The organism is Pseudomonas sp. AK106, from assembly GCF_053903055.1.
The window spans coordinates 2,839,056-2,865,328 of record NZ_CP096426.1; the positions used below are offsets into that span (position 1 = coordinate 2,839,056).

24 protein-coding genes and 1 pseudogene are annotated in these 26,273 nt (G+C 56.3%); 16 read left to right on the forward strand and 9 right to left on the reverse strand.

The genetic code is table 11. From position 1 onward, the window contains the following. Positions 1-27: 27 nt before the first annotated feature. Positions 28-1,437 carry a DUF2130 domain-containing protein gene (locus tag M1E04_RS12710; RefSeq protein WP_456293131.1) on the reverse strand — a complete coding sequence of 470 codons (1,410 nt, stop codon included), beginning with the start codon at positions 1,435-1,437 and terminating at the stop codon, positions 28-30. A gap of 896 nt (positions 1,438-2,333) precedes the next feature. Between M1E04_RS12710 and M1E04_RS12715 the strand changes: the two genes are divergently transcribed. After that, positions 2,334-2,816 (forward strand): hypothetical protein, encoded by a 483-nt coding sequence (locus M1E04_RS12715; protein ID WP_456293132.1) that lies wholly within the window; start codon positions 2,334-2,336, stop codon positions 2,814-2,816. A 169-nt stretch (positions 2,817-2,985) separates the two neighbouring features. Here M1E04_RS12715 and M1E04_RS12720 read toward each other — a convergent pair whose 3' ends face one another. The 3 genes from M1E04_RS12720 to M1E04_RS12730 form a co-directional block, all read right to left on the reverse strand. Beyond that, complete coding sequence (locus tag M1E04_RS12720) at positions 2,986-4,281, reverse strand: MBL fold metallo-hydrolase (RefSeq protein ID WP_456293133.1); 1,296 nt, start codon at positions 4,279-4,281, stop codon at positions 2,986-2,988. A gap of 85 nt (positions 4,282-4,366) precedes the next feature. Continuing rightward, positions 4,367-5,080, reverse strand: coding sequence for a toll/interleukin-1 receptor domain-containing protein (locus M1E04_RS12725; RefSeq protein ID WP_456291413.1), 714 nt, complete (start codon positions 5,078-5,080; stop codon positions 4,367-4,369). Between the two features lie 76 nt (positions 5,081-5,156). Next, on the reverse strand, positions 5,157-5,303 hold the full coding sequence (locus M1E04_RS12730) for a hypothetical protein (protein ID WP_456291414.1): 147 nt from the start codon (positions 5,301-5,303) through the stop codon (positions 5,157-5,159). A gap of 384 nt (positions 5,304-5,687) precedes the next feature. On the opposite strand from M1E04_RS12730, the gene M1E04_RS12735 reads away from it, so the two are divergent. The 8 genes and pseudogenes from M1E04_RS12735 to M1E04_RS12770 all read left to right on the forward strand — a co-directional run bounded on the left by M1E04_RS12735 (position 5,688) and on the right by M1E04_RS12770 (position 13,334). Beyond that, complete coding sequence (locus tag M1E04_RS12735; RefSeq protein WP_456291415.1) at positions 5,688-6,599, forward strand: helix-turn-helix transcriptional regulator; 912 nt, start codon at positions 5,688-5,690, stop codon at positions 6,597-6,599. After that, positions 6,586-7,242, forward strand: coding sequence for a hypothetical protein (locus tag M1E04_RS12740; protein WP_456291416.1), 657 nt, complete (start codon positions 6,586-6,588; stop codon positions 7,240-7,242). Before M1E04_RS12735 ends, M1E04_RS12740 begins: the two co-directional genes overlap by 14 nt. 197 nt (positions 7,243-7,439) lie before the next feature. Next, a complete protein-coding gene (gene tnpA / locus M1E04_RS12745; protein WP_003317539.1) occupies positions 7,440-7,772 on the forward strand; it encodes an IS66-like element accessory protein TnpA in 333 nt (110 codons plus the stop codon). Continuing rightward, positions 7,769-8,104 carry an IS66 family insertion sequence element accessory protein TnpB gene (gene tnpB, locus M1E04_RS12750; RefSeq protein WP_456291417.1) on the forward strand — a complete coding sequence of 112 codons (336 nt, stop codon included), beginning with the start codon at positions 7,769-7,771 and terminating at the stop codon, positions 8,102-8,104. Before tnpA ends, tnpB begins: the two co-directional genes overlap by 4 nt. Positions 8,105-8,187: 83 nt before the next feature. Next, positions 8,188-9,714, forward strand: a complete 1,527-nt coding sequence (locus M1E04_RS12755) for an IS66-like element ISPsy43 family transposase (protein WP_456291418.1) — start codon at positions 8,188-8,190, stop codon at positions 9,712-9,714. Between the two features lie 1,192 nt (positions 9,715-10,906). Further along, positions 10,907-11,116, forward strand: a pseudogene (locus tag M1E04_RS12760) (methyl-accepting chemotaxis protein); the annotation flags it as partial. Between the two features lie 204 nt (positions 11,117-11,320). Next, positions 11,321-12,037, forward strand: a complete 717-nt coding sequence (locus M1E04_RS12765; RefSeq protein ID WP_456293190.1) for a methyl-accepting chemotaxis protein — start codon at positions 11,321-11,323, stop codon at positions 12,035-12,037. Positions 12,038-12,977: 940 nt separating this feature from the next. Next, entirely contained in the window at positions 12,978-13,334 is a 357-nt protein-coding gene (locus tag M1E04_RS12770) for a hypothetical protein (RefSeq protein ID WP_456291419.1), read from the forward strand. Between the two features lie 208 nt (positions 13,335-13,542). On the opposite strand, the gene M1E04_RS12775 is transcribed toward M1E04_RS12770, so the two are convergent. Further along, a complete protein-coding gene (locus M1E04_RS12775; RefSeq protein WP_192131594.1) occupies positions 13,543-13,791 on the reverse strand; it encodes a CsbD family protein in 249 nt (82 codons plus the stop codon). A 255-nt stretch (positions 13,792-14,046) separates the two neighbouring features. Between M1E04_RS12775 and M1E04_RS12780 the strand changes: the two genes are divergently transcribed. Then, positions 14,047-14,673 carry a glutathione S-transferase family protein gene (locus M1E04_RS12780; RefSeq protein ID WP_456291420.1) on the forward strand — a complete coding sequence of 209 codons (627 nt, stop codon included), beginning with the start codon at positions 14,047-14,049 and terminating at the stop codon, positions 14,671-14,673. A gap of 167 nt (positions 14,674-14,840) precedes the next feature. Beyond that, complete coding sequence (locus M1E04_RS12785) at positions 14,841-15,299, forward strand: GNAT family N-acetyltransferase (RefSeq protein ID WP_192131590.1); 459 nt, start codon at positions 14,841-14,843, stop codon at positions 15,297-15,299. A 98-nt stretch (positions 15,300-15,397) separates the two neighbouring features. On the opposite strand, the gene M1E04_RS12790 is transcribed toward M1E04_RS12785, so the two are convergent. Beyond that, the gene (locus M1E04_RS12790) at positions 15,398-16,342 is read right to left on the reverse strand and encodes a LysR family transcriptional regulator (protein WP_065991691.1); all 945 of its coding nucleotides are present in this window, start codon (positions 16,340-16,342) and stop codon (positions 15,398-15,400) included. Positions 16,343-16,445: 103 nt separating this feature from the next. Here M1E04_RS12790 and araD1 point away from each other — a divergent pair, with 103 nt between their 5' ends. The 4 genes from araD1 to M1E04_RS12810 all read left to right on the forward strand — a co-directional run bounded on the left by araD1 (position 16,446) and on the right by M1E04_RS12810 (position 22,133). Continuing rightward, positions 16,446-17,444: an AraD1 family protein gene (gene araD1, locus M1E04_RS12795; protein ID WP_192131588.1), complete on the forward strand. Its 999-nt coding sequence runs from the start codon at positions 16,446-16,448 to the stop codon at positions 17,442-17,444. Positions 17,445-17,513: 69 nt separating this feature from the next. Beyond that, positions 17,514-18,833: an MFS transporter gene (locus M1E04_RS12800; protein ID WP_456291421.1), complete on the forward strand. Its 1,320-nt coding sequence runs from the start codon at positions 17,514-17,516 to the stop codon at positions 18,831-18,833. Between the two features lie 55 nt (positions 18,834-18,888). After that, positions 18,889-20,445, forward strand: coding sequence for a UxaA family hydrolase (locus M1E04_RS12805; protein ID WP_192131584.1), 1,557 nt, complete (start codon positions 18,889-18,891; stop codon positions 20,443-20,445). 107 nt (positions 20,446-20,552) lie between these two features. After that, complete coding sequence (locus M1E04_RS12810) at positions 20,553-22,133, forward strand: aldehyde dehydrogenase (NADP(+)) (RefSeq protein WP_456291422.1); 1,581 nt, start codon at positions 20,553-20,555, stop codon at positions 22,131-22,133. A gap of 95 nt (positions 22,134-22,228) precedes the next feature. On the opposite strand, the gene M1E04_RS12815 is transcribed toward M1E04_RS12810, so the two are convergent. Then, positions 22,229-23,197, reverse strand: coding sequence for a metallophosphoesterase (locus M1E04_RS12815; protein ID WP_456291423.1), 969 nt, complete (start codon positions 23,195-23,197; stop codon positions 22,229-22,231). A gap of 62 nt (positions 23,198-23,259) precedes the next feature. Continuing rightward, positions 23,260-23,757 carry a winged helix-turn-helix transcriptional regulator gene (locus M1E04_RS12820; RefSeq protein ID WP_456291424.1) on the reverse strand — a complete coding sequence of 166 codons (498 nt, stop codon included), beginning with the start codon at positions 23,755-23,757 and terminating at the stop codon, positions 23,260-23,262. A 135-nt stretch (positions 23,758-23,892) separates the two neighbouring features. On the opposite strand from M1E04_RS12820, the gene M1E04_RS12825 reads away from it, so the two are divergent. Next, positions 23,893-25,176 (forward strand): MFS transporter, encoded by a 1,284-nt coding sequence (locus M1E04_RS12825; protein WP_456291425.1) that lies wholly within the window; start codon positions 23,893-23,895, stop codon positions 25,174-25,176. On the opposite strand, the gene sfnG is transcribed toward M1E04_RS12825, so the two are convergent. Further along, the gene (gene sfnG, locus M1E04_RS12830) at positions 25,141-26,241 is read right to left on the reverse strand and encodes a dimethylsulfone monooxygenase SfnG (protein ID WP_456293191.1); all 1,101 of its coding nucleotides are present in this window, start codon (positions 26,239-26,241) and stop codon (positions 25,141-25,143) included. The genes M1E04_RS12825 and sfnG overlap by 36 nt on opposite strands. Between the last annotated feature and the right edge of the window lie 32 nt (positions 26,242-26,273).

Below are 26,273 nucleotides of genomic sequence, written 5' to 3' on the forward strand. Positions count from 1 at the left end.
CAACGACCCTAGTTGATTGAATATATACTATTTTCCTGGGTTTGCTACATTGCTTTCAAGATCGGAAAATTTCCCAGCCATAGTTGGGTTGCCGCGGGTAAGTTTTTTTATCGTAACATCCTGTGCCTTATCGTTCGCTAAACGAAGGTTTCGGTCGGTACCTAGCAATGCCTCCTTCGTCTTTTGGAGATGGTCGATTGACTTATCAATTTCACTAATTGCCGTTTGAAATCGCTTTGAGGCAAGGTCAAAGTTTTTTGCGAATGCTGACTTAAATCCCTCAAGCTCAGATTCAAAGTTTGTGATGTCGATGTTTTGCGCCTTCATAAGCGCAAGCTCAGATTTGTATTTTAGGGAGTTCATAGCCGCGTTTCGCAGCAGCGTTATGATTGGAATGAAAAATTGAGGCCTGACGATGTACGTTTTTGGAAAGCGGTGAAAAACATCAACGATTCCAGTGTTGTACAGCTCGCTCTCAGGTTCCAGAAGGGATACCAATACAGCGTACTCGCACCCTTTCTCAACGCGATCTTTATCAAGCTCTTTTAAGAAATCTTCATTCTTGTTTTTAGTTGCAGTTCGATCGTTCTCATTTTTCATTTCGAACATAATGGAAACGATTTCTGTTCCTGCCTCGTCCGAATCGCGAAATATATAGTCCCCTTTACTTCCGGTTCGTGCATCATTGTCTTTTTCGAAGTATGCCCTTGGAAAGGCTGTAGCTCGAATACGATTGAACTCTGTTTCGCAGTGCTGCTCGAGGGTTTCACCAACCATCTTTGTCGATAGGCGCGCTTTCATATCTCGGAGACGCTCGATAGTGTCGTCACGATCTTTGATCTGCGTTTCGTATTTGTCCTTGAGCGATTTTTCTGCAAGTTGCTTTTCTAGTTCTGCTTTTTCGAGACCACTTTGCAGCTTATCTCGCTCTTTCTCGACAGAGCTAATGGCCTCAGTAATCGCAAGCCTTTTGCCGATCTCTATAGACTCGAGCTTAGATTTCAACTCCTGAATTTCAGAGTCTTTGGTCGCTGCGCTCTTCTGCAATTCATTTAGAAGCTTCGCTTCAGCCAACTTTGAGGCAGATTCTTTTTCGCGGCGTGTCTGCTCAAGCTCGTAAGCAAGCGTGTCACGCTCTTTCTCTACAACGCTTAGCGCCTCACTGACGGCGAGTTTTCGCGCGACCTCTTCAGTATCAATCTTGGACCGCAGTTCTTGAATTTCTGCATCCTTGGTTGTCGCTGACCTCTGCATTTCGGTAGCGGCCTTGGCGATCGCTAGCTCAACGGCATTCCGCTTATCTTGCTCAGCCAGTTCAAGTCGTTCATGCAACTGCTTCTCGAAATCGGCATCTCGAACCTGTTTCAGGATATCTGCGTATCCAGCCTCATCAATTTTGAACGCCTTTGCACAATGCGGACAGATAATCTCATGCATGTTTTCGCCTCCGTGCAGTTTCCTGAGTTTTCCTGGCGCCTACGGCTCGGCTTCCAGCTTCAGGCCTGCGCGCTTCGCTTGCGTGCGTGTCTGCATACCAGAACGGCCGTTGCTGGGTCCCCTGACTCCATCACTTTCCTCGCGACTGTAGCACATGGCCGCGTGCCATCAAGTCGCGCCACGCCATTTTCCCGCTGCGTCTGTGAGTCGAGATCAGCGTTTCCCACCACCCAGGCTAGGAACGCACCAAGGTTCTGTTCCGCTATCTGCCGACCATGAGCCATCAGGTGTTCTTCTCTGACGAGTCGCCTTTCACGCATGCGTGCTCAGTGCAATTCAAGCAATCTCGATGCTTTTGGTAGGGCAGCATCGAATAACCATCTGGGTCGATTGCTGCATGTGGCGAAGTGCTGCAATTGGCCGATTGGAGCCGCTCCTCAACTCCTGGTGCAGCGGGACGTTCCGGCCTCCTTAACCTGCTCTGCCAACCACTGCTCAACCCCGTGGGTCATGGCCTGCCAAGTCTGTGGGCCTGCGGGAATCAGGTATTCGATCCGCAGCGAAGCCACGGTGATGTCCAGGTGCATACCGAAGGTGGTGAGGGTGGACAGGAAGGTCGGTCGTGCCCCATACGGCTGCGCACGCGGGTCAGTACTACTGGCGCCAGCGCTGCGGTGGTCGGCAGCCCGTCGGGCGTCAGCAGACGCTATGCGTTGATGCAATCTACGCAGTCAAATAAGATGGTGTCACAGGCTCATTTTTCTGGTGTGCGAGCCGATCTCTGAATATTTGAGCTATCTAAATTGAATTATAAAGACAGACTGTTAGAAGCCATCACGTACACTCGGAGCTTAAGGCTACATATCGACAATTCAGCATTGTCATTGGATGTTGAATTGGCAGATAACATTAAGCAGAAAATTTTCCAGCTCTGTGGAGACGCTTTATATCAAGCCGGATTGCAAAGATCCTCTCACTTGGCGGGTAAATGCGCTCCTATTCATCTAATGCTCAAGGAACGTCTGAAAGCTGATCTTGGTATTGAAAGCCTGATCACGATTGGCGATAGATTTTGGGATGACTATGTCTATTGTGAAATGACTAAAGAGTCGGTCGAGAACGAACTCACCTGCACCAACATCTTTGAGCCCATCAAGGCCCACGTTTGGTTGACTCTTTCCGACGGGACAATCCTAGACTGTACTGCCGAAGCTCATGCAGACATACTTTTTGGTCGAGGTGAACACCCAGCTCACAAATGCATAATGATTGTTTCGCCCAACAAGGCAGAAGATGCTAAAACCGGTTACCACCGCCCGGTAATGGTGGGCTCCGAATTCTTAGAAAAAACGGGGATGGTTCAAATGGTGCTCGATTAGAACCAACACGTTTGTCTAAATCGGTCCTGATTGCGTAGAGACCTGATGACGGCTTTTGGCCGATTGCTGCCTGTCACCACCGACTGCAATCGGCCAAAAGCGGTCAGTGGAAAACGGCAACTACCAGAATTTTCCTATAATCCACTGACAGGTAGTTCACCCGAAGGATTCAGCAGGTACAAATGTGGCCATTAGTATGCAACGGGGGCCACCACGGGGATTTTGGGAAATAGATCTCAGCGGCCTGTCGCGGCTTTTTTGCATGAGGGCAGTATGTACATATCCGGGAGGAAGGATGGAGCATACGGAAAGTCTTCCCTGGGTGCTTGTCGGTACCCCCGGAACGCACCCAAACCCGCACAGCCACTTTCTTCTTATCAAGGTGATCATACGCTGAAAAATTGCTTTCTGAGCCATGGTGGGGGGCAGTCGCAATCACGCTGCGTGACGCATCTTTAGGCCATCGCAACCAGCTCACAGAATAGTTTTTTCCACTCCCTAACGGCGAGCCGCCCGTAAACAAGATGCTCCATTCCCACCAAAATTTATCGATATTCGGGGAGAGGAATACTAGGCATTCCTCATTAACCGGGGTGAGGCGAACCAAAAATGAAAGCCCAATCGGCGGGGGTGGCGGGTTAGCAAGCTCAACCGCATTGAGAGGAATGAGAAACCCCGCATCCCCCCCACCAGCTCGGTTCGTTTTCGCAAACTCTCCAAAATCAAACCAGCGCACAGAGACGCCGTGATGCGTGGCCTGCACAGCTATCCGGCGAATTCGCTCCGCAGTGTCGATCAAACCCAACCAGACAGTAGCGACCGTTTTCCTGACCTTCCTCTTAGCGACCCGGTACCTTATTCGACTGCGACCACTCCGGAACGCTCTGACTGCCCGCACCTCAGCGTCCTCGTCCAGTGGCAGTTCAGCATTCCACTGCCCAGTCGCCCCCTGCTCACGAGTCGATTTGAAGGGCTCGTTGTGGTCATCTCTGTCGGCCGGAGGTTCAGCTTTTCTGTATTCATTTCTCCGGCGACTAACGTACGAGTGCATCTGCTCCTCGAACTCTTCCGAGTCGGCGTCCAAAGTACGGGCATTTATTTCACGATCCAAGGTTAGGATCAAATCATCCACAACCTCCACCGGGGCTGTTAACAGTGTAGGCAGTGACTCCGCCCACGCTCCTGGTAACCAAAACTCTCCTACTGTTATCGCCGAACGATCCAGCAGATCGACCAGCCCACCAGCATGGTCGTAGTCAGCATGAGTGCAAACTACAATATCCAGGTGGCTCACACCGTACTTGGCCAATTCTCCTGCAAGAAGCACGCTACTCTTCCCGCCATCGACAAGAATTACGCGTCCAGAACGGCGTAGTAAGAATGCATCACCAAAAACCGGCAGAGCTACGAGCTGGTCCATCAATTCTCCAAAATCTTCCACTGAAATTAAAAGATGCTGATACACGGTCACACCTACAGCTACAGCTACAGCTACAGCTACAGCGTACGTACAGCCGCATCTGAATGCCGAAACTGTTTGGGCAAAAGAGCTAGAGCGCTACCAGCTCGGCGATCTTCGCCGCGACCACCGTCATTGAATTTTCCGCAGTGTCCAGACCGCTTCGGGAGGCGAGCAAGGGACTTACATTGCGGAGAGCTTCATACGTCGTGTTGTGCACAATGGGAACGAGCTGGTTACCCGCAAGAAGTGCCGAAAGCTCTTTGTCGGCGACACTCTCTTTGGGAAGGCGCGCCAACAACGCGGGAGTGACCAGCACTAGCCCGATTCGCGAATTCGCTAAGCCCTTGTCGATTGCGCGCATCATTGGAATACCGAGGCCTAGGTCCCTCTCGCTGAACCAAACTTTGACACCAGCCGCCACGAGCAACTCGTGCAGCTCTTTCGCTGGCCCATGCCGATCGTCCCACGCGTGGCACAGGAAGACGTCACGAAGGTCAGGTTGCTCCGCTGCTCGCGTCTCAACGGTTTCTCGAATTGGAGTGAGGGACTGCACTTGGGCTGGTGTGTACGATACGGATGAACCCGCTCTCGACCAGCGCGGCTTTGAACTGCTGTGGGAGCCGCCACCACCGCCACCACTGTTGCCATAGCTACCTCCACTGCCGGCCGACGAGGAGTAGGACGAGCCATAACCCTCATAGCGGGAGCCACTGCGGGAACTGGTGCGATATCGGCATGCAGGGCAGGCAGCGGCGGCGGCTGCTGAGTTATGTCCACGTACTGGTGCTGTGCATCTAGACATGTCGTAATCCTTTCATATAGGGAGCGACTAGCCCTCAGAGCACAAAGCGTGCCCAGGGCTCTGTTAAGCGACTAAATCAATTGGTCGCTTTTGGGCGAATGACGATGCGGAACGGTTGGCCGTTAGCACGTCGAATCACCTTCCCCGATTTGGTCGTGATGGTCATACGGTAGATGACCTCACCTTCCCCCTCGGGTTTTTCGAACATCTCAAGCTGGGACATAAAATGTCTCCTCTGAGGTGGCTCGAACACAGAACTCGCTCCCTTGCGAAGGGAGCCTATAGGGGCTACCATCCACAAGCTTTTTCCACAAAGCGCGAGAGACATCTGGAGCCGATTCAGACGTCTTTTCCCTAAGGCCGGTCAAGTTCGTACCTTGACCGGCCTTTCTGTTTCTGGCGTTCTGACATTCCATCCAAGCCTACTCTTTGAAACGCCTAAGGTGCTATGGATAGAGATGTACTGCGACCATATTCAAAGGCTAACATAATCATTTTGATTACGTCAAATGCTCATGTATTATCATGAGCTATTAGATATGTCCGACCAGATATCGGGTTGTTCAGCAAGGCAGGTAAGACGGCAAGAAGGCAAGACGGAGAACAAATGATTGATTTGAACGACTACAGCCAAGCGCAACGCGAGCGCCTGGTGTACATAGACTTCCGCCTGTACTTCACAGGGGCCGTTTCACGAACTGATCTCATGGATCGTTTTGGGGTAGGCGCGGCAGCTGCCACCCGTGACTTTGCACAGTATCGGGAGATTGCTCCTGAGAATACTGAGCTGGACACTGTGACCAAGCATTACGTGATACGCGAGACGTTCTCGCCTCTAATCGCGCACTCGCCTGAGCGCGTGCTCACGGCGCTTTCCCAAGGGTACGGATACGGTCTGGATGGAGAGAAGCCGCTCATCCTAAACGAATCCGTTTCGCTGCTTAGCAAGCCGAAGGTGGAAGTTCTGGCGCCGATCTCGCGCGCGATCAGCCTCAACCAGGTGGTAAAAATCAGCTATACCTCAGGGTCGGGCGAGTCTGAGCGGGAAATTGTGCCGTTCGCGGTCAGCTGCGATGGCTTGCGCTGGCACGTCCGAGCGTATGATCGGAAACGCCGGAAATTTGTAGACTTCGTTTTGGCTCGAATCGGTACTGCTCATACTCAGTGGGGGGTTAAACCCAAGAACGAAGAAGACCAAAAGCACGATGATCAGTGGAATCGAATGCTGGATCTCCCCCTCGTGCCGCACCCTGATAAGAATTATGCGCAGATTGTGATGCTCGACTACGAGATGCCTGGCGGTGTGCTCAGGCTTCGAGTGCGCGCTGCGATGGCTGGGTACGTCCTACAGCAGTACCACGTGGACTGCTCACCTGACCACAGCATTGAAGACAAAGCATACCGTCTATGGCTCAGTGATCCCTTGGTTCTCTATGGGGTAGAAAGCTCAATGTTCGCACCGGGATACAAAAGCCCAAATGGTGACCTAGGCGGGAGCGATAAAGTTGAAGCCAGTTAAACGAGCTGCGCTTTATGTAAAGTCGCGGCCAGGTATTTACACTCTCTTAGGCAGCGTTTTCTTCGGGCTTACTGTCATCTCAGCGATCTTTTGGTGGTATGGCTCTGATGCAGAGCCGACGACCTTCCTGCTGAGTATGATTTCAACAGTGTTCTTTGCGCTTCCATCAGTCGCTGAGTTTTTCTACCCGAACAGAAAATTGGTCAGGGACATGATGCATCAAGAAATCTTGGACTTCATTACGACCACCAATCCGGCCAAGGACTGGGTAGCTTTCACCCGTAAGTGGATGTCCGAACGCTTCCTGAAAGAAGACCCAAGGCTCCGCGTTCGAATCACCTACGATGATGAAGGCACTCAATGCGAAGATTTCTTCGAACCTTGGGCTAACCAATGGCTTCATCCCAAAGCAACGGGCTATTGGTGCGACATCTACTATGACCACAACCTTATCGAGCGGCTGATTCTAGTGGCTGTTGACCAAGGAAATTGCCTCTTGCCGACTCCTGAGGGGGAAGCGCGAGTGGTAGACGACCTCGACTTCACATGCGGCAAGCTATTCGATGTCCTCGGCAACTTCGATGATTATTTCCACAAGGCAAAATTTGTCAGGGCCGCGAAGTCTCTTAACCGCGGCAAGTGAGGTCTCTCAGGTCTCCCTAATCGGCTCCTCCAAGGTTAAATAGTCATATCTATCGCCCAGATGGAAACTCACCTCTATCTGCTGGCATTGACGGGTAACCGTCCGGGCAACACACCTTCCTGACACCGTCGCTTGAGGCGATGGTGTCCACCCAAATATAGGTGGACACCATTTTTAGCCTTTTTAAGCGGACGCCCATGCCACAAGAACGCCGTTCCTATTCCAAGTCCTTCAAGGCCCAGGTCATTGCTGAGTGCGCCCAACCTGACACTTCAATTGCCAATGTCGCCTTGACCCACAACCTCAATGCAAACCTCGTCCATAAATGGATTCGGGTGCATGCACAGAAAAACCTGACACTTCAAACCGCCTTCATCCCGGTCAAGACATCGCCGCCGGTGCCGATGCATCAGGCCCTTCCTGCCACGATCCGAATCGAAGTGCCGCATTCAAAAGGCGTAGTCGTGGTGAGTTGGCCGGCAGAAAATGCAGCGGCGTGTTCTGCTTTCCTGCGAGACCTGCTGCGATGATCCGCATCGACTCCATCTGGCTTGCCACCGAGCCCATGGACATGCGCGCAGGCACTGAAACTGCGCTGGCGCGGGTCGTGGCGGTGTTCGGTGCGGCGAAGCCGCACTGTGCTTATCTGTTTGCCAACCGTCGTGCCAATCGCATGAAAGTGCTGGTGCATGATGGCTTGGGGATTTGGCTTGCTGCCCGGCGCTTGAATCAAGGACGTTTTTTTTGGTCGGGCGTGCGGCACGGCTCTGAAGTCGAGTTGGATGCAGAGCAACTTCAAGCCTTGGTGCTCGGCTTGCCTTGGCAACGCGTCGGTTCCGGAGCAGCCATCACGGTGCTCTAATTCGCCTGCCATGGCCTGCTTGCCAGCGCAATTGGCCCATCAGTCTATCGCCGCCACTAGCCCTCTCTGGCAAAATCGGCGGCATGACTTCGCATCCGAATCTCGATCAATTAAACCCTGAAGAACTGCGTGCCTTGGCGGCGCAGTTGATCCAGCGCGTCGAGACGATGGACAAGCAAATCACTCATCACAAATCGGTCAACGAGAAGCTGGCCCACGAGATCGCGCTGCTCAAACGCTTCAAGTTTGCCAAGCGCAGCGAGCAGTTGAGCCCGGATCAAGCCAGCCTGCTCGACGACTTGATCGATACGGATATCACCGCTATCGAAGCCGAGTTTGAGGCGCTGCAACCGGCACCTGTCGAAGCCAAAGTGCGCCAGCAACCCAAGCGCGCACCGCTGCCACCGCAGTTTCCTCGCACACTGATCCATCACGAACCGGACAACAGCCACTGCCAGTGCGGCTGCGCACTCAAGCGCATCGGCGAAGACGCCAGCGAAAAGCTCGACTACACGCCCGGCGTGTTCACAGTCGAACGCCACATCCGTGGAAAGTGGGCCTGCGAACAGTGCGAAACACTGATCCAGGCGCCGGTACCGGCGCACGTCATCGACAAAGGCGTCCCGACCGCAGGCCTGCTGGCCCACATCATGCTGGCCAAGTTTGCCGACCATCTGCCGCTGTATCGCCAAGAGAAAATCTTCGGCCGCGCCGGGCTGCCCATCGCCCGTTCGACCTTGGCGCAGTGGGTGGGCAACTGCGGCGTGCAATTACAGCCGCTGGTTGATGCGCTGCGCGAAGCCGTGCTGACGCACGACGTCGTTCACGCCGACGAGACGCCGGTACAAATGCTGACGCCTGGTGCGAAAAAAACTCATCGCGCTTACGTCTGGGCCTATGCCACCAGTCAGTTCTCCAACCTGGCGGCGGTCGTTTACGACTTCAGCCCGAGCCGCGCTGGCGAACATGCCCGAGCCTTCTTGGGCAGTTGGAACGGCAAGCTGGTCTGCGATGACTTTGCCGGCTACAAGGCAGGCTTTGAACTGGGCGTTACGGAGATCGGCTGCATGGCCCATGCCCGCCGGAAGTTCTTCGACTTGCACGTGACCAACAAGAGCCAGGTCGCCGAAAAAGCGCTGAACTACATCGCGGCCTTGTACGAAGCTGAACGAGAAGTCCGAGAGCTGGAGCCGGGTGATCGGCAGCGAATACGGCAGGAAAAAGCAGCGCCAATCGCCGACGCACTTCATACCTGGATGATCGCCCAAAGACAGCTTGTGCCTGAGGGTTCGGCCATCGCCAAGGCGCTGGATTACAGTCTCAAACGCTGGATAGCGCTGACGCGCTATCTCGATGACGGTGCCGTGCCCATCGATAATAACTGGTGCGAGAATCAAATCCGGCCGTGGGCTCTTGGGCGTTCGAACTGGCTGTTCGCGGGATCGTTACGCAGCGGTAAACGTGCAGCGGCGATCATGAGTTTGATCCAGTCGGCGCGACTCAACGGCCATGATCCGTATGCTTATTTGAAGGACATCCTCACGCGCCTGCCGACGCAGCGGGCAAGTGAGATTGCGGAGCTACTACCGCATAGGTGGCGACCGGTTTAGTTGCGCAAGACGGGATGCCCGGACGCACCTCCAACTGGTGCCATTACCGGTCTACTCAGCCTTTATGCTGGTTATCCATGCATTCCTCCCTACAGCTTCGCCCGGTTCAGCCGATAGTTTTCGTACCAAGAGAAGCGCGGCAATTCGATCCTGTAACAAAGGAGAGTAAGCGGCTTTTGAGGAAGATCTCTTGGAATGCTTTCATTACCTCATAACCATAAATGAGAGATGGGCACTTTTTAACGCCTAAGAAAGCACTCACAGACCTTGAGTGATCGAGAACCCGATGAATTTATTAGCGCCTGCCCTGTTCGTTACCAACCGTGTTCGATTCCCCATGAAATTCGCAATTTTGGGATTTATTGTCCTGATTCCTCTGCTCCTGCTAGGCACCCGGGCGATGCTTTCACTGAACACGAGCATCACGGGCATCAAGCATGAACAGGTGGGTCAACAATACTTGTTGGACGTCACCCCTATCCTGCGTCTAACCATGATTCAGAGGGCGCTGACACACGGCATGCTCAGCGGTGACACCAACGCAGTAGCCAATGCAGCACGCAATGCTGAAAAGCTTAACGATGCCTATGCGACTCTTGCTGCGCAGGACGCAAAATTTAGCACCCAACTGGCAACGACAGACCGAGTTCAGACGTTGCGTACCGCTAGTGTGCAGCTGGTTGAACGCGCCAAAGCAGGCGAAGCACCTTTGGTGATCTTTTCCGCGTGGAACGACCAGTTAACCGACCTAATGAATTTCGTTTACTACATTACGGCCACTTCCGGCATGATTTTGGACGAAGACGCAGGTTCGTTGTACCTCATCGATCTGAGCTCTATACGTCTGCCTCGGCAAATAAATCTGGTCGGACAGATTCGCGGTCTGGCCAGCGGTTTTAGCGCTGACCGTCCTCTGGACGACACCACTCGTATTTTTGCCCAGACTTTGTTGAAACAGGAGCTGCTAATGCGTCAAGAGTTGCAGCAGAGCCTTTCCCTGCTTCGCCGAGAAGAGCCGAAATTATCTGGTGTAGTTCAGCCGTCTGTAACAACAGCCATTACCGACCTGGAAAATCTGCGTAAAGACCTGGTGGACTACCTTGATCCGAGCAAGCGCTCAAACGTGAATGCCAACACCTTGGGCGAGCGTGGAAACGCCGTGGTTGCTCAGTTTTACAAAGCTCAGGATCAGATGCAGGAATCGCTGCGAATTCGAATTGATGAGCGTCTGAATACACTGAGTAATGAGCGTACTTTCGGCACTGAGCTATTTATCGCCATTGCGATACTGCTGCTCTATGCGTTCGTCGGCATCTACAAGGCTCTGCGGATTGGGGTTGATGAGCTCCTAGCTGTGACGGCACGTATTGCTCAAGGCGATCTGAGCGCGCGCGTCCGAATCAACAGCCACGATGAAATCGGTGATGTAGGCGAGGGACTTAACCGCATGGTAACGGCCTTCTCTGGCTCACTGAGCCAGGTGGAGCGTAGCTCGCATTCAGTCTCAGATGCGGCAAAGCGACTAGAGATCTCCATAGGCCAAGCCAAAGCCTCAATGAACTCACAACAGGCTGAAACCGAGCAGGTTGCTACTGCCATCAACGAAATGACCGCGAGCGTTGCCGACGTGGCCCAGAATACCGAGGGCGCAGCACGTGCCGCTGAATCTGCAAGCAGTGCGTCTAACGACGGCTTGAAAGTTATGATTGAAACAAGTGCCGCTATTGAGGCGTTGGCCAGCGAAGTGGAGCTCAGTGCAAGCAAAGTCGAAGCGTTAGCGACACACAGCAAAGAAATCGGTGGTGTCATCGAGGTCATCAGTACCATCGCGGATCAGACTAACCTGCTGGCCCTCAACGCGGCCATCGAGGCGGCGCGAGCTGGCGAGCAAGGCCGTGGTTTCGCGGTCGTGGCTGACGAAGTGCGGACTCTGGCCTCGCGCACACAAAACTCCACAGAAGAAATTCGACGGATCATCCAACAGTTGCAAGGCGCTACTGATGCCGCTGTTCAACAGATGAAAGCTGGGCAAACCCGAGCTAGGGAATGCATTCAGGCAGCGAGCCAAGCGTCTGGCAGCCTGAACCAGATCAATGAAGCAGTAGACGGAATTGTGGGCATGAACACTCAGATTGCAAGTGCGGCGGTGCAGCAACATTCGGTCTCAGAGGATATCAATCGCAACGTCATCGGCATTCGAAACAGCAGCTTAATCGTCATGGAAGGCGTAGAGGACAACGCCGTAACGGCTGACGAGCTTTCATTGCTCGCTAATGAACTTCGCGGCGTAGTCGGCAAGTTTAAGTTATCCAGCAACGCTTGAAAGGAATCTCAAGCGTTTCAATTGTTGATAGCACGAGAAAGTGCTTATCGGGTCTGACTGGGGTGATGATGCCCGGCAGTCCCTGATCGACATTGAGGGCTGAGCTTCATCGTTGCGCAATCTCGTAAAACATTAGAGCCAGCTACGCTAGATGACTTGCCCGGACGGTTACATTGACGGGCCGGTATTGGCCGATTCTGTTGAAAAAGTCGGCCATGGTTTGCGCATCGGAAAAGTACGCGCCCGAGATTGAAATCTTTACTTTTGGCAGAGGCTTCCGGACTCGGATTTCACGTAGCAGCGTGCAAAAAAGGCGTTTTCACCAGTCAATGGTCAGGCAGTTTGGGCAGATCGACTTTTTCAACAGAATCGGCCGTTTTCTGCCTGTCGCGACGGGCCGAAAACGGCTAATAGCGATCATTTGGAAGAGATGCTATGAGATGTGATTTTCGCTCCATGATCGCAGGTCGGTAGCTATTTTTATCGGATCGCCGGCTGCATTGGATCGCCCGACGTGTAACAAATTATTTGCAACAGGGGGCTGACTTAGACGAGCAACATAGCTTTTTCATTGCAGGCGAAGAATTCAATTCACAAGCCTAGTAAATCCTGGCGCTTAAGGCTTAAGCTGAAACGCAACACCCAGCGAAACGGCCTACTCTGTTAAATTATGAAACACTTTACCTCATGCATCCGCGCAGCCGCCTATTGACAGCTGGCCTTTAACATCGGCCTCACCCTTGTCATACCAACGTGCTCATAAGCAAAATGTCGATCAGCTCATAACGTCTTTCGCAAGGACCGGGCACGTATTCACGGATGGAGCATGAATCATGTCACTGCACAGCGCTGCCACAGCGCCATTGCCAAAAGCTAAATACAGTCTTGGCCGCGTCTTTAAATCGTTTCGACGCGACTTCGCCCGCTTGGTTACTCTCTCATGACGCTCACAGCCTGGATCACGGTCTTCCAATGGGGCTTGGGGATTGTCGGTGCACTTGTGCTGGTCCCTAACACCGCAATGCCGCCAGCATCAAAGAACGTGGACCACCCATCAAGATTCTGGCGAGTGTTCTTCAGGGTCATGGCCGTCTTGGCGAGCAACCTTTTCTCGTGGTTCGTTACATGTATCTTGATAATCCAGGTGTTCGGAGATCTCGATACCGGTGACATGCCCGAGGGCATCCGCGCCCTGCTGACGCTGATCCTTCCGATGCCCTTGCTCTTGGTTTTCTATTGGCTGATCGTCAAAGCGGCGCGCAAGGCCGAACGCGATCGATCCAGGCCTTCACACTAGCTTTCGCTAACTGGCTTGATCGAACGGGCAAGGGAATAATTTGCTTATTGCTGCCGGGGGTAACACTCAGCGCGCTCAAAAGAGGCAGCGAATCAACAGAAGGTACCTGACCTCGCCTCCTTCAAGCTGCTGGTAGACAGTCCTTAAGGAGGCGGGGAAATGTAAACTCAAGCGGGACGCCCCAGGCGGAGCTTCCCTTGCTCCTCACTCAGCGGCGGAAGAAACGGTCCAGAATCAGCAACGCAATTCCACCAATGGCAACTGCAGCGACTGGTTTCTCTTTAACAAACGCAGAGATGCTGTCCATCGCATCGCCATAGGCCTGGGTCAACTGACCAGAAGCCTGGCGACCGGTACCCTCCGCCTCCAGCTTCGAATCACCAAACAGTTTCCCAACTGCGCTCTGTGCTTTGCCGGCAACCTGTTCTACAACGCCTTCTACCTGTTCGCTCTTCATGATTCACCAAACCTTCGTGTGTGAGTGACCCAGGATCAGCCTGGGATTGGGCAACGTGCGCAGAATTAGGGGACGGGCGCAGTGATTAGTTCAGCGAGGATGAGCCGATGGATTCCTCGCGAATTAGGTTTTGCATCATGATCGAGGCGCCGCCTTCGGGACGGTGCTACTGACTGCTGATTTCGCAACCATTTAGAACCTCAGTGGGCCACGACAGTCTGTCCCTACACACCTTTACACCTCATAGGGAACTTCATGATCATCGTTCACCATCTCAATAATTCCCGCTCGCAGCGCATCCTCTGGCTACTCGAAGAGCTCGCCCTGCCCTACGAAATCAAGCACTACCAAAGAGACGCCAAGACCAACCTGGCGCCCCCTGAACTGAAAGCCATTAACCCGCTGGGCAAGTCACCGGTTATTCAGGACGGACCTCATGTGCTGATCGAGTCCGGTGCTATCGTCGATTATCTGATCCGCCGGCACGGCGATGGCCGCTTGCAGCCTGACCCGGCTACCGCGACCTACGACGAATACGTGCAATGGCTGCATTTCGCAGAAGGGTCGGCCATGCTGCCGCTGATGCTCAGCCTTTATGTCGGGCGTCTTGGGGACGCTGGCAAGCCGCTGCAGCCGCGAATTGAATCTGAACTGGCTAACTATCTAGGTTATCTGGAGACCGCGTTGAAACTTACCCCGTATTTGTTGGGTGAAGAAATCAGCGGCGCGGATATCCAAATGAGCTTTATTGGCGAGTTTGCAAAATCCCAATGCATGCTGAACAACTACCCTAGCCTAGCCGCCTGGATCGACCGGTTCCAGGCGCGGCCGGCCTATATCAATGCGATCAAAAAAGGCGGTGATTACAAGTTCGCGGGCTGAGTGGTAAACACGCAGGCTTGGTAGGTCCTGCCCTGAAAAGCGTCTCCAAGCCTCCACTGATCACGTCAGCGCGATTCCCGGCTTTCAAACGCTTATGGTTGCCGCGCTTGGTTTCTACGACCTCACCTGCAGACACTAACAACCTGCTCATCTCGAGAATTAATCATATGTTCCAGACGGCCTTGCTGTGCCATCACATGGACTATAGCGACACATTCGCATCGTGGCTGCATGAACAGTTCGCGTATGAGTTCGCTGCACAGGCGCTCCATGATTGGCAGCGAGAATTCAAAGATGGCCAGAATGACGGGAACTGGCGAACTGTGATCGCTCTGGAAAATGGTCAGCTCCTCGGAGGGGCCGCCCTGGCCAAGCACGATTCGCCTGATTACCCAGAACTCGGGCCGTGGCTTGCGTGTGTCCTTGTTGCTCCGTCGGCAAGGCGGCGTGGCTTGGCCGAACAACTCATTACAGAGGTCTGCTCTAACGCGAAAGAAGTCGGACATCAGAAACTTTATTTGCACACACATGACCGACGTGACTATTACGCAAAGCGAGGATGGGAGTATCTAGAGTCATTTCAAGCTTGGGGCAAAGAGCATTCGCTGATGCAGCGCCGGCTTTAGGCCTACCCTGTACCGCACAGATGACACCGCTCAGCTTGCAAGCTGTTGCGACCGACCAAACGCCATCCTTCCAGGCTGATGCTTTATGGATGGCAAGCCTACTCATCCCTTGTTGAATCCAAACCCACCCCCGTCATCTCCTCAATCAGCAACACCATCGACGCCGTGTACTCCACATTCGATCGAGTCACGATTTCATAAGGCTCGCTGGTGGACTGAATCGTCAGCGGCAGTTTGACCAACATGCCGTGGTCCAGCGCCATCTGCGCGACGTCGTTCGGCATCACCGCCACCAGATTCGGATCCTTCAGCAACAACGACAACGTCGTAAACGTCGACGAGGTTTCGATCGCATAAAGCGGAAAGCTCAACCCCACCTGGCGAAACTCGCGCTCCAGCGTCAAGCGCATGGGCATGTTGACCGGGAACACCACCCAGCGGCTGTCCATCAAGTCGTCCAGTTGCAGCGTCGGCGCATGGGCCAGGCGATGCGCAGGATTGGCCACCACCACCAGCGGTTCCTGTGCGCGGAAGCGGGTTTGATACGCGCCCGGACGTGGGCTCACGCTGGTTCGGCAGATCGCGACATCCACCCTTCCCTGATCCAGCAAGCTCAACAACCGCGAACTGGTGTCTTCGACGATGGAGATCGACAACTCCGGCTGTTTGTCGCGCAGTCGCGCCAGGCTGTCCACTAGCGTCGGCACGGCGCCCATGATGGTGCCGATGGCCAGGCGCCCGCCTTGTCCTTTGAGGATGCCGACCATTTCTTCGCGAAGGTGCTCAAGGTCGGTGTGAATCAGGCGGGCATAACGAATCACACAGCGGCCAAGATCGTTGGCCTCCAGACCCTTGCTGGTGCGCTCGAAGAGGCTTGAACCGAAAACAGTCTCGATTTCCTGCAATGCCTTGGTGGCGCCCGGTTGCGACAACGCCATGATCTCGGATGCCTTGCGCACCGAGCCATGCTCGTCGAGCGCTATCAATAGCCGCAGCTGCTTGAGTCGCAGACGAGACACCATGGATGAGAGGGACGGCAGCATGGGTATACCTAAAGGTTATCGCTTGGGTCGTAACTCTCATTAGGCAGCAGCAGGCTGGAAATTTAAAGTGACCTCAACGATAACAACACGTCGAGGCCTCACCATGCGTTTAATCCAGTTTGAAGATGCCACGGGTCAGCGCCGTGTCGGCGTGGTCGAGGGCGACTCGATTCAGGTGGTCAACGGTACAGCCAGCACCCGCACCCTTGCCCTCGCCGCCATTGCCAATGGCCACAGCCTGCAGCAGGAAGTACGGAGCGTGGGCACGGTACTGAGTGCCGACAGTTATACCCATCTGCTGGACACCGGCCGCGTCCTGCCGCCACTGGACCATGAAGACCCCGCTCACTGCCTGATCAGCGGCACCGGCCTGACTCACCTGGGCAGTGCTTCGACCCGCGACAAGATGCACCAGAAAAACGTCGACAGTCAGGATGCGCTGACGGACACCGCGCGGATGTTCCAGTGGGGGATCGACGGCGGCCGTCCGGTGGCCGGCACCGTGGGCGCTCAGCCAGAGTGGTTCTACAAGGGCGACGGCTCGATTGTGGTACGCCCGAACCAGGCGTTCCAGTCGCCGGACTTCGCCGAAGATGCAGGCGAAGAACCCGAGCTGACCGGCCTCTACGTCATCGGCCATGACGGCGCGCCCTACCGCCTGGGCTTCGCCTTGGGCAACGAGTTCTCCGACCATGTCATGGAACGGCGCAATTACCTGTATCTGGCCCACTCCAAGCTGCGCAATTGCGCCTACGGGCCAGAGCTGCGCGTCGGTGAATTGCCACGGCACCTGGCCGGCACCAGCCGGATCTGGCGCGACGGCAACCTGTTATGGGAGAAAGAGTTTCTCAGCGGCGAGGACAACATGTGCCACAGCCTGGAGAACCTGGAGTATCACCACTTCAAGTACACCCAGTTCCTGCGCCCGGGCGATGTGCATGTGCACTTCTTCGGCACCGCCACCCTTTCGGTTGCAGACAACGTCAAAACTCAGCCGGGTGATCGGTTCGAGATCAGCATGGAGGAGTTCGGAAAACCCCTGTGCAACTCCTTCGAAGTCGTCGACTCAGCGTTCAATGTTGGAGAAACAAGATCGCTCTGACGGGTGAGGCCCTGCACCGGGCCCTTAGCAACGGATGCATTTCATAATAAACATAAGAGTGAGATGAACATGACCACTGGCAATGTACAGGTCGTCACGCCTGCTGCTTCCACGAGTGCCGCGAGCGCCCGCCCCACCACGGTGCGGTGGAGGATCTTCCTGCTCCTGCTGCTGCTCTCCGCCATCAACTACATCGACCGGGCGTCCTTGTCCGTTGCGCTGCCGCTGATCTCGGCTGACTTCAACATGACGCCGGCGCTGGAAGGTTTGATGCTCAGCGCGTTCTTCTGGTCGTATGCGCTCATGCAGATCCCTGGCGGCATGCTGCTCGACCGTTTTCAGACCCGTAACATTGTCGGCATTGCCACCATTGGTTGGGGCCTGTTTCAGGCCTTGGCGGGCGGCGCGCACAACTGGATCACGCTGCTCATCACGCGCATCGGCCTGGGTGTCGCAGAGTCACCGATCATGCCGGCCGGGGCCAAGCTCAACGGTGCCTGGCTCACGCCCAATGAACGCGGACGCGGTGCGACCCTCGTCGATGGCGGCGCACCGCTGGGCACTGCATTGGGCGCCATCCTCATTGCGGGATTGATCACCTGGTTTGACTCCTGGCGGATCGCCTTCGTCATCGCCGGCGTGGGCACCATGGTCGTAGGCGTCTGGGCGTGGTGGTACATCAGAAACCACCCCAGTGAACACCCCAAGGTCAATGCGGCAGAGCTGGCGTACATCACTGACGCCAATGAGGCCGCCAGAAAAGCCACGGGCGGGCGCAAGGCGATCCTCAAGGAATTGCTCAAGAGCCGTTCCGTGCTGGCCATGTTCGCGGGCTTCGCTTGCTACAACAGTGTGTTTTACGGCCTGCTGACCTGGATGCCGAGCTACTTGCACCAGGCCCATAACCTGGACATAAAGGCCATGGGCGGCGCGACCTTTCTGATCTTCATGTGCGGGTTCATCGGCGAATTGTTTGGCGGCTGGGTGGCCGACAAATGGAAAGCGGCCGGCGGCCAGCCCAACACCGTCATGCGCAGCATGTTCGCAGGCTCCGCGGCCATTGCCGCCATTTGCATTCTCGCTGTGGCTTATACCCGTGACGCCGTCGTTGTTATCTCGCTGCTGTGTGTCGCGCTGTTTTTCATTCGCTGGTGCGGCATGTACTGGTGCCTGCCCGCGATCCTCGGCGGCCAGTCCAAAGCCGGTGTGTTGGGCGGCAGCATGAACTTCTGCGGGAACATGGTCGGTGTGATTGTGCCCATCCTGATTGGCCTGATCGTGCAGTACACCGGCTCGTACTTCCTGGCGCTGATTTTCTTCGTCGTCATGGCGTCCGGTTTGATGCTGTTCTCCAGCCTGATTGATTACCGCGAGCGTGGATTGGCCTGACCTGCCCTGCTCTCCCCATTCCCATTGCGCTCACTGAATAACCGAGGCAATCGTCATGCAGCTCATAACAACAACAGGCAGCGAAACCGCTGCCCATGCCGTGATCAGACTCAACGCGTTGGACGATGTGTTGATCGCACGGCAACCGCTGGTCAAAGGTCTGGTGCTTAAAGCCGAAGGTATCGAGGTGCTTGAGCCTGTGCCTTCCGGTCACAAAGTCGCGGCCCGTCATATCGACGTGGGCCAACCCGTGCGCCGCTACGGTCAGATCATCGGCTTCGCCAGCCAGCCCATCGAAGCGGGGCAGCACGTGCATGTCCACAACGTCGCCATGGGGGATTTCTCTCGGGACTACGCGTTCGGTGTCGACGCCAAAGGCAGTCCTGCCCCCACCGCAGAGACGTTCATGGGCATCGTGCGCGCCGATGGCCGCGTGGCGACCCGCAATTACATCGGCATTCTGACGTCGGTCAATTGCTCGGCCACGGTGGCGCGGGCGATTGCCGACTACTTTCGCCGCGACATTCACCCTGAGGCGCTGATTGAATACCCCAATGTCGACGGTGTCGTTGCCCTCACCCACGGCGTGGGCTGCGCCGTCGATCCGGGGGGTGAGGCGCTGGCCATGTTGCGCAGGACCCTGGGGGGCTATGCCGTTCACCCGAACTTTGCCTCGGTCCTGATGATCGGCCTGGGTTGCGAGACCAATCAGATCCCCGATCTGCTGGTGGCCCAGGGCCTGACCAGCAGCCATTCGCTGCGCACCTTCACCATCCAGGGCACGGGCGGCACGTCGAAAACCATTGCCAGCGGCATCGCGCAAGTGAAGTCCCTGCTGGCAGAGGCAAACCACGTCAAACGCGAACCCGTCAGCGCCAAACACCTGATCATCGGCCTGCAATGCGGTGGATCCGACGGTTATTCGGGCATCACGGCCAACCCTGCATTGGGCAATGCAGTCGATCGTCTGGTGGCGGCCGGCGGCACCGCGATTCTGTCGGAAACGCCGGAGGTCTACGGCGCCGAGCACTTGCTGACCCGCCGCGCCGTCAGCCAGAACGTCGGTGAGAAACTCATCGCCCGTATCCACTGGTGGGAAGCCTATTGCAAGCGTATGGATGCCGAGCTCAACAACAATCCTTCCGCGGGCAACAAGGCCGGAGGCTTGACCACTATTCTGGAGAAATCTCTGGGTGCCGTCGCCAAGGCAGGCTCCACCGATCTGGTGGATGTCTACGAATACGCTGAAACCGTCAGGGCACACGGCCTGGTGTTCATGGACACCCCGGGCTACGACCCGATCTCCGCCACCGGCCAGGTCGCGGGCGGGGCCAACCTGATTGCCTTTACTACGGGGCGCGGTTCGGCGTATGGCTGTGCGCCCTCGCCGTCCATCAAGCTCGCCACCAACACCCGCCTGTGGGAGACCCAGGAAGAAGACATGGACGTCAACTGCGGCGGGATTGCCGACGGCACCATGACCATCGAGGAACGCGGCGAATACATCTTCCGCATGATGCTGCGCATCGCCTCGGGTGACAAAAGTAAAAGCGAACAGCATGGCTACGGCCAGAACGAGTTCGTGCCGTGGCAGATCGGTGCGATCACCTAAGACCTTTCATTCACTCCAGCACTCCGGCTTCCGTCGTCCGGCACGATGGGGAGCCGCTTGGCTCAGCGGGAGTCCCGACATTTACTCAATCAATCAGGAGCCCTGACATGACTCAGATTCTCGGTCTGAACTACATCGGTGGACAGCGACTCGGCGCCGGCAGTGTGCAGTTGCAAAGCTTCGATGCGACCACAGACGAGGCACTCCCAGGTCATTTCATCCAGGCGACGCAAGACGAAGTCGACGCGGCAGCCAAGGCGGCCGCTAGTGCCTATCCGATTTACCGCAATTTGCCCGCCTCGTGCCGCGCCGAATTTCTCGACACCATCGCCGACGAGCTGGATGCCTTGGGCGACGATTTTGTCAGCACTGTCTGCCGTGAGACGGCGTTGCCTGCCGGGCGTATCCAGGGCGAGCGTGGTCGCACCAGCGGGCAAATGCGCCTGTTCGCCAACGTGCTGCGGCGCGGTGACTTTTACGGGGCACGCATTGATCGCGCCTTGCCGGATCGTAAACCCCTGCCCCGCCCCGATTTGCGTCAGTTCCGGATCGCCGTGGGTCCGGTGGCCGTGTTCGGTGCGAGCAACTTCCCGCTGGCGTTTTCCACTGCCGGTGGCGATACCGTCTCTGCCTTGGCGGCGGGCTGCCCGGTGGTGTTCAAAGCCCACAGCGGCCACATGGCCACCGCCGAATGGGTGGCGGACGCGATCATGCGTGCCGCGTCGCGCACCGGTATGCCCGACGGTGTGTTCAACATGATCTATGGCGGGGGCGTCGGCGAGTGGCTGGTCAATCATCCAGCGATTCAAGCCGTGGGGTTCACCGGTTCTCTCAAAGGCGGCAACGCCTTGTGCAAGATGGCGGCGGAGCGTCCCCAGCCGATTCCGGTATTCGCCGAGATGTCGAGCATCAACCCGGTGATCATTCTCCCCCAGGCCCTTAAGGTGCGTGGCGACACCCTCGCCAACGAGCTCGCTGCCTCGGTGACCCTGGGTTGCGGGCAGTTTTGCACCAACCCCGGGCTGATCATCGGCGTGCAGTCGGCCGATTTCACGGCGTTCCTGGAGCGCTTCACTGCACAGATGAACGATCAACCGGCGCAGACCATGCTCAATGTCGGCGCCCTCGCCAGCTACAGCAAGGGGCTGCAACATTTGCTCGCGCACCCGGGCGTGCAGCATCTGGCGGGACGTCCGCAACAGGGTAAACAAGCCCAACCGCAGTTGTTCAAAGCCGACGTCAGCTTGCTGCTCAAGGGTGACGAACTGCTCCAGGAAGAGGTATTCGGGCCGGCCACGATCGTTATTGAAGTTGCCGACCAGGCGCAACTGGCCGCAGCACTCAATGGCCTGCGCGGGCAGTTGACGGCCACCGTCCTCGGCGAAGCCGATGAGCTGCTGGAATACCGCTGGCTGACCGAGTTTTTACAGGAAAAAGTCGGCCGGATTCTGTTGAATGGCTATCCGACGGGGGTGGAAGTCACCGAGACCATGGTGCATGGCGGCCCTTACCCGGCGACGTCGGACGCGCGCGGGACGTCGGTGGGGACATTGGCCATTGACCGCTTCCTGCGCCCGGTGTGCTTCCAGAATTACCCCGATGCTCTGCTGCCCCCTGCGCTGCAAGACGCTAACCCATTGGGCATTCAGCGGCTGGTGGATGGGCGACATACGAATGGGGCGCTTTGACGGGTAGGTCGACGGAGCCCTATTAAAACCGCCCGATTCGGGCGGTATTTGTCAGCGGTTCATCTGAACTGATTGCCAGGCGGCAGATCCGCGCCTTAGCGCTCACCGACAACCTCCTGAGATTGCGCGCTTTCACGGGCTTCAACCCACACGAACCCACCGTTCGTCAGCACCTTTTCGCCCTTCCACCGATAAGCACACAGCTTGGTTCCCTTGGTCCCTTTACCGATGCTGTAGTCAAGGCAAGCCATGTGCGGGTTCAGGATGGTGGGGCGGCCCGTTTGCCAGTAATGGCCGATGAACAGAGGCGCGGCCTGGTCATAAACAAGCAGGTTTTTCTCGGGAATCGGATCTTCGGGAAGCTGATGAACCAAGCTACTTTTGAGCATGCCGGCCGAGCGGTATGTTTTTGCTGATTCATCCCACCAGCGGGTACGGGTGCGAACCCTCTCGGTGCCATCAGCGTCGCAGTAGCTCAAGCCGAACGGAAGATCGATTTCCGTGCCCTTCAGCAAAGTTTCGATAATGAGGTGAGGCTCACTGTCCTTGCGACTCATGGGGGCCCATGACTCAGGAAGAATGGCATTGTTTGCGTCCAGATAGGGCTTGGACCGTTCAATGAGCGTTGCATGCCAGCAGGCGTGAATGGCCCTGAACTCAGGTGTCTCCACATACACTGGCAGGGTCTTGAACCACGCGATCAGGTCATGGTGCAGCGCGCTGTTTTCCCCGACCTGGTCTAAAAAAGCGCGGTGTTGATGGCGATTCTTTTCAGTATGTTCGCGCAGGAATTCACCCGCATGTTCCGGGTCAGGGGTTGCCCAGGCGCAGGCGTTGTATTCGTGATTTCCAAGAACGATCCGGGCGTGTCCGCTTTCTACCATCCGCCTTGCGATCTCCAGCGTTTCCACTTGTCGAGGACCTCGGTCGATCAGGTCACCCATGAAGAACGCCTTGCGCGTTGGATGGCTGTAAATACCCGCGCGCCGGGTGTAACCCATCAGCACCAACAGCGCTTCGAGACGTTCGCTCTGACCGTGGATGTCGCCTATAAAATCGTACATATAGCCTCCTCGATTGATCGTTTGCGTTGTTCCACTGGAATGAGCATGTGCCCCCGGCTTCATTATCGAGCAGGCCCTTTCCCCTCCGCTAACGTGCACATTCGAACGTCGTCAGCTGTGACTCTGATCCGATAGCAATCCGCTGGCCCAAGCGTCTCGCCACTCGCAGATTGAACCGCCATCCTCATCACCGGCTGACCGGTTGCGTTGTCCATCAGCACTGAGCGGGTTTCATGGGGTGCAAACTGAAAACGTTCGCCCCACTGACGCAGGCTGACCACGATCGGAAATAGTTCACGTCCTTTTTCGGTGAGGACGTATTCCTTGTAGGCGCTGCCATCGGACGCCGGGCAAATCTCAAACACCCCGACCTCGACCAACGCCTTCAAGCGCGCAGCCAGAATATTCTTGGCCACGCCCAGGCTCTTTTGAAACTCGCTGAATCGACGAATATCGTCGAACGCGTCGCGGACGATGAGCAACGACCATCGGTCACCGATGACCTCCGATGCTCTGGCAACCGGGCACTCGTGACGGTGTGAGTAATCGTGGTCGAGCATTTTTAACCTTCCGAGCCGTGAGTCAGGTGGAGCCCTGCGCAACACCTGAAAAATCTGGTTGCAAACTAAAACAGGATTAAGCCAGAATCCAAGCAGGTTGCAGATTGCAACCAGTCTACCGGCAAGGAGCGGGTTATGACAGAGGGTACTGATTCGAGACTGGGACGACTGTCCCCATCTTGTCCACCGCCATCCAGGCCGCACAGAAGTCCGGACGTCATCCCCCAAGAACCGGCGCTGTCGCCGTGGCTGACGCTTTTGTTATCGGTCACCTGTGCGCTGGCGGTTGCCAATGTTTATTTCGCCCAGCCCCTGCTCGACGCCATGGCCTACAGTCTGACCGTTGACGCAGGACTGATCGGCGGCGTCGTCACGGCGACTCAGGCCGGTTATGCACTGGGTTTGCTGCTCATCGTCCCATTGGGTGATCGGGTCAACCGCAAAAGCCTGGTGCTGGGTCAGACAGCCATATCGGCCATCGCGCTTGCAGCAGTCGGCGCGGCGCCGTCGTGGCTGGCGCTACTGGGGGCCTTGATCGTCGTGGGTTTGATGGCCGTGGTGGTTCAGGTGCTGGTCGCCTATGCCGCCGTCCTTGCCGCGCCGTCACAACGGGGGCAGATCGTTGGCACGGTCACCAGCGGCATTGTGCTGGGGATTCTTATGGCGCGTTTTGCCTCAGGCCTCGTTGCGGACCTGGCGGGCTGGCGTGCGGTGTATTTCGTGTCCTCGGGCTTGATGCTCACGCTCTGCGCAGTGCTGTGGCAAGGCTTGCCTGACTCCCCATCGCCCCGCGGCTCAGGCACCTACCTGAACTTGATCGGGTCGGTTTTCAAGCTGATGATCAGTGAGCCGGTGTTGAGGATACGTGGGGTGCTGGCGCTGCTCATCTTCGCGGCGTTTTCTGTGTTGTGGACGGCGATGGTGCTGCCCTTGAGCGCCCCGCCGCTCTCGCTTTCGCACACGCTCATTGGCCTGTTCGGTCTGGCCGGAGTGGCAGGTGCGCTGGCCGCCAGACGAGCAGGACGCTGGGCCGATCAGGGGCTGGGGCAACGAGTCACCGGCGTTGCGCTGGGCGTGCTGACGTTTTCCTGGTTACCCATCAGCTTTGCGCAGACGTCACTGCTGGCCTTCGTCTGCGGCGTGATCCTGCTCGACTTCGCCGTCCAGGCAGTCCATGTCACCAGTCAGAACCTGATCTTCGCGGCGCGCCCCGATGCTCAAAGTCGAGTGGTCGGGGCGTACATGTGTTTCTACTCGATAGGCAGCGCATCAGGCGCGGTGGCTGCAACCCAGGCTTATGCGCGCTGGGGATGGTCTGCCGTGAGCCTGCTGGGCGCCTGCATCAGCGCCGCTGCGCTGATTGTGTGGTTTGTGACCCGTACCTCAAGCGCTTTGAGCCACAGAAACAGTGTGATCTGACGCTTCCAGCTCCCGTACCAGCGGCAGTACGTGTTCACCGAAATACGCCACTTCCTCCTGAAAGTGCAGAAAGGCAGAGAGCACCAGGTCCACGCCCACGGCTTTCAACGCCACAATGCGCTCGGCAATCTGTTTCGGCGTCCCAATCAGATTCGTTTTAAACCCGTCGTTGTATTGGACCAGGTCTTCAAACGTGGATTTGGCCCAATTGCCCTCGCCTTCAGGGCTGGCCTTGCCGGCCTGTTTTGCCGCATCGCCGAACCCATTCACCGCTTCAGGATTAGCCTGATCGATGATTTCCTGAAGCACCGCGCGCGCTTGCTCTTCGGTTTCGCGAGCGATGATGAAAGCGTTCACGCCGATCTTGACCGAATGCCCGTTGGCCGCTGCCTTCGCGCGAATATCATCCACCTGCGCCTTGATGCCTTCTACCGTGTTGCCATTGGTGAAGTACCAGTCGGAGACGCGTGCAGCCATGTCGCGGGCGGCGCGGGAGCTGCCGCCCTGAAAGATTTCAGGATGGGGCTGCTGAATGGGTTTCGGACGCAGCGTGTAATTGTGGAAGCGATAGAAATCGCCTTTGAAGGTGAAATTGTCGGTTGTCCAGATGCCTTTCAACGCCTGGATGAACTCCTCCGAACGACGGTAGCGCTCGTCATGCTCGAGCCATGGCTCACCAATGGCTTGGAATTCACCCTTGAACCAGCCACTGACAATGTTGATCGCCACACGGCCGGCCGTGAGTTGATCGATCGTCGCCAGTTGTTTGGCAACGACGGCGGGCGTCCAGGGCCCGGGGAGGATGGCGGCGATCACCTTGAGTTTCTCGGTCGCCGCCAACAACGCATGGCTGAACGCAACGGACTCATGCTGGTTGTCGGCGCCGTAGCCGGCTGTGAAACGGATTTGCGTGAGCCCGTACTCAAAGCCCGACTTTTCAGCAATCTGCGCCAGCTTGCGGTTGTACTCGATGCCCCAGTCGGTGCGCTGCTCGATTTTACTGACGATCAAACCGCCGCTGACGTTAGGTACCCAGTAAGCGAATTTAATTGCGTTCTGACTCATCTGCCTATCTCCAAATAGAGCAAGGGAGCCGC

Coding starts and splice junctions, on each gene's coding strand:
- M1E04_RS12710 (WP_456293131.1), bottom strand. CDS start 1,437: ATGCATGAGATTATCTGTCCGCATTGTGCAAAGGCGTTCAAAATTGAT.
- M1E04_RS12725 (WP_456291413.1), bottom strand. CDS start 5,080: ATGTCTAGATGCACAGCACCAGTACGTGGACATAACTCAGCAGCCGCC.
- M1E04_RS12730 (WP_456291414.1), bottom strand. CDS start 5,303: ATGTCCCAGCTTGAGATGTTCGAAAAACCCGAGGGGGAAGGTGAGGTC.
- M1E04_RS12735 (WP_456291415.1), top strand. CDS start 5,688: ATGATTGATTTGAACGACTACAGCCAAGCGCAACGCGAGCGCCTGGTG.
- tnpA (WP_003317539.1), top strand. CDS start 7,440: ATGCCACAAGAACGCCGTTCCTATTCCAAGTCCTTCAAGGCCCAGGTC.
- tnpB (WP_456291417.1), top strand. CDS start 7,769: ATGATCCGCATCGACTCCATCTGGCTTGCCACCGAGCCCATGGACATG.
- M1E04_RS12755 (WP_456291418.1), top strand. CDS start 8,188: ATGACTTCGCATCCGAATCTCGATCAATTAAACCCTGAAGAACTGCGT.
- M1E04_RS12765 (WP_456293190.1), top strand. CDS start 11,321: ATGACCGCGAGCGTTGCCGACGTGGCCCAGAATACCGAGGGCGCAGCA.
- M1E04_RS12770 (WP_456291419.1), top strand. CDS start 12,978: ATGACGCTCACAGCCTGGATCACGGTCTTCCAATGGGGCTTGGGGATT.
- M1E04_RS12775 (WP_192131594.1), bottom strand. CDS start 13,791: ATGAAGAGCGAACAGGTAGAAGGCGTTGTAGAACAGGTTGCCGGCAAA.
- M1E04_RS12780 (WP_456291420.1), top strand. CDS start 14,047: ATGATCATCGTTCACCATCTCAATAATTCCCGCTCGCAGCGCATCCTC.
- M1E04_RS12785 (WP_192131590.1), top strand. CDS start 14,841: ATGTTCCAGACGGCCTTGCTGTGCCATCACATGGACTATAGCGACACA.
- M1E04_RS12790 (WP_065991691.1), bottom strand. CDS start 16,342: ATGCTGCCGTCCCTCTCATCCATGGTGTCTCGTCTGCGACTCAAGCAG.
- araD1 (WP_192131588.1), top strand. CDS start 16,446: ATGCGTTTAATCCAGTTTGAAGATGCCACGGGTCAGCGCCGTGTCGGC.
- M1E04_RS12800 (WP_456291421.1), top strand. CDS start 17,514: ATGACCACTGGCAATGTACAGGTCGTCACGCCTGCTGCTTCCACGAGT.
- M1E04_RS12805 (WP_192131584.1), top strand. CDS start 18,889: ATGCAGCTCATAACAACAACAGGCAGCGAAACCGCTGCCCATGCCGTG.
- M1E04_RS12810 (WP_456291422.1), top strand. CDS start 20,553: ATGACTCAGATTCTCGGTCTGAACTACATCGGTGGACAGCGACTCGGC.
- M1E04_RS12815 (WP_456291423.1), bottom strand. CDS start 23,197: ATGTACGATTTTATAGGCGACATCCACGGTCAGAGCGAACGTCTCGAA.
- M1E04_RS12820 (WP_456291424.1), bottom strand. CDS start 23,757: ATGCTCGACCACGATTACTCACACCGTCACGAGTGCCCGGTTGCCAGA.
- M1E04_RS12825 (WP_456291425.1), top strand. CDS start 23,893: ATGACAGAGGGTACTGATTCGAGACTGGGACGACTGTCCCCATCTTGT.
- sfnG (WP_456293191.1), bottom strand. CDS start 26,241: ATGAGTCAGAACGCAATTAAATTCGCTTACTGGGTACCTAACGTCAGC.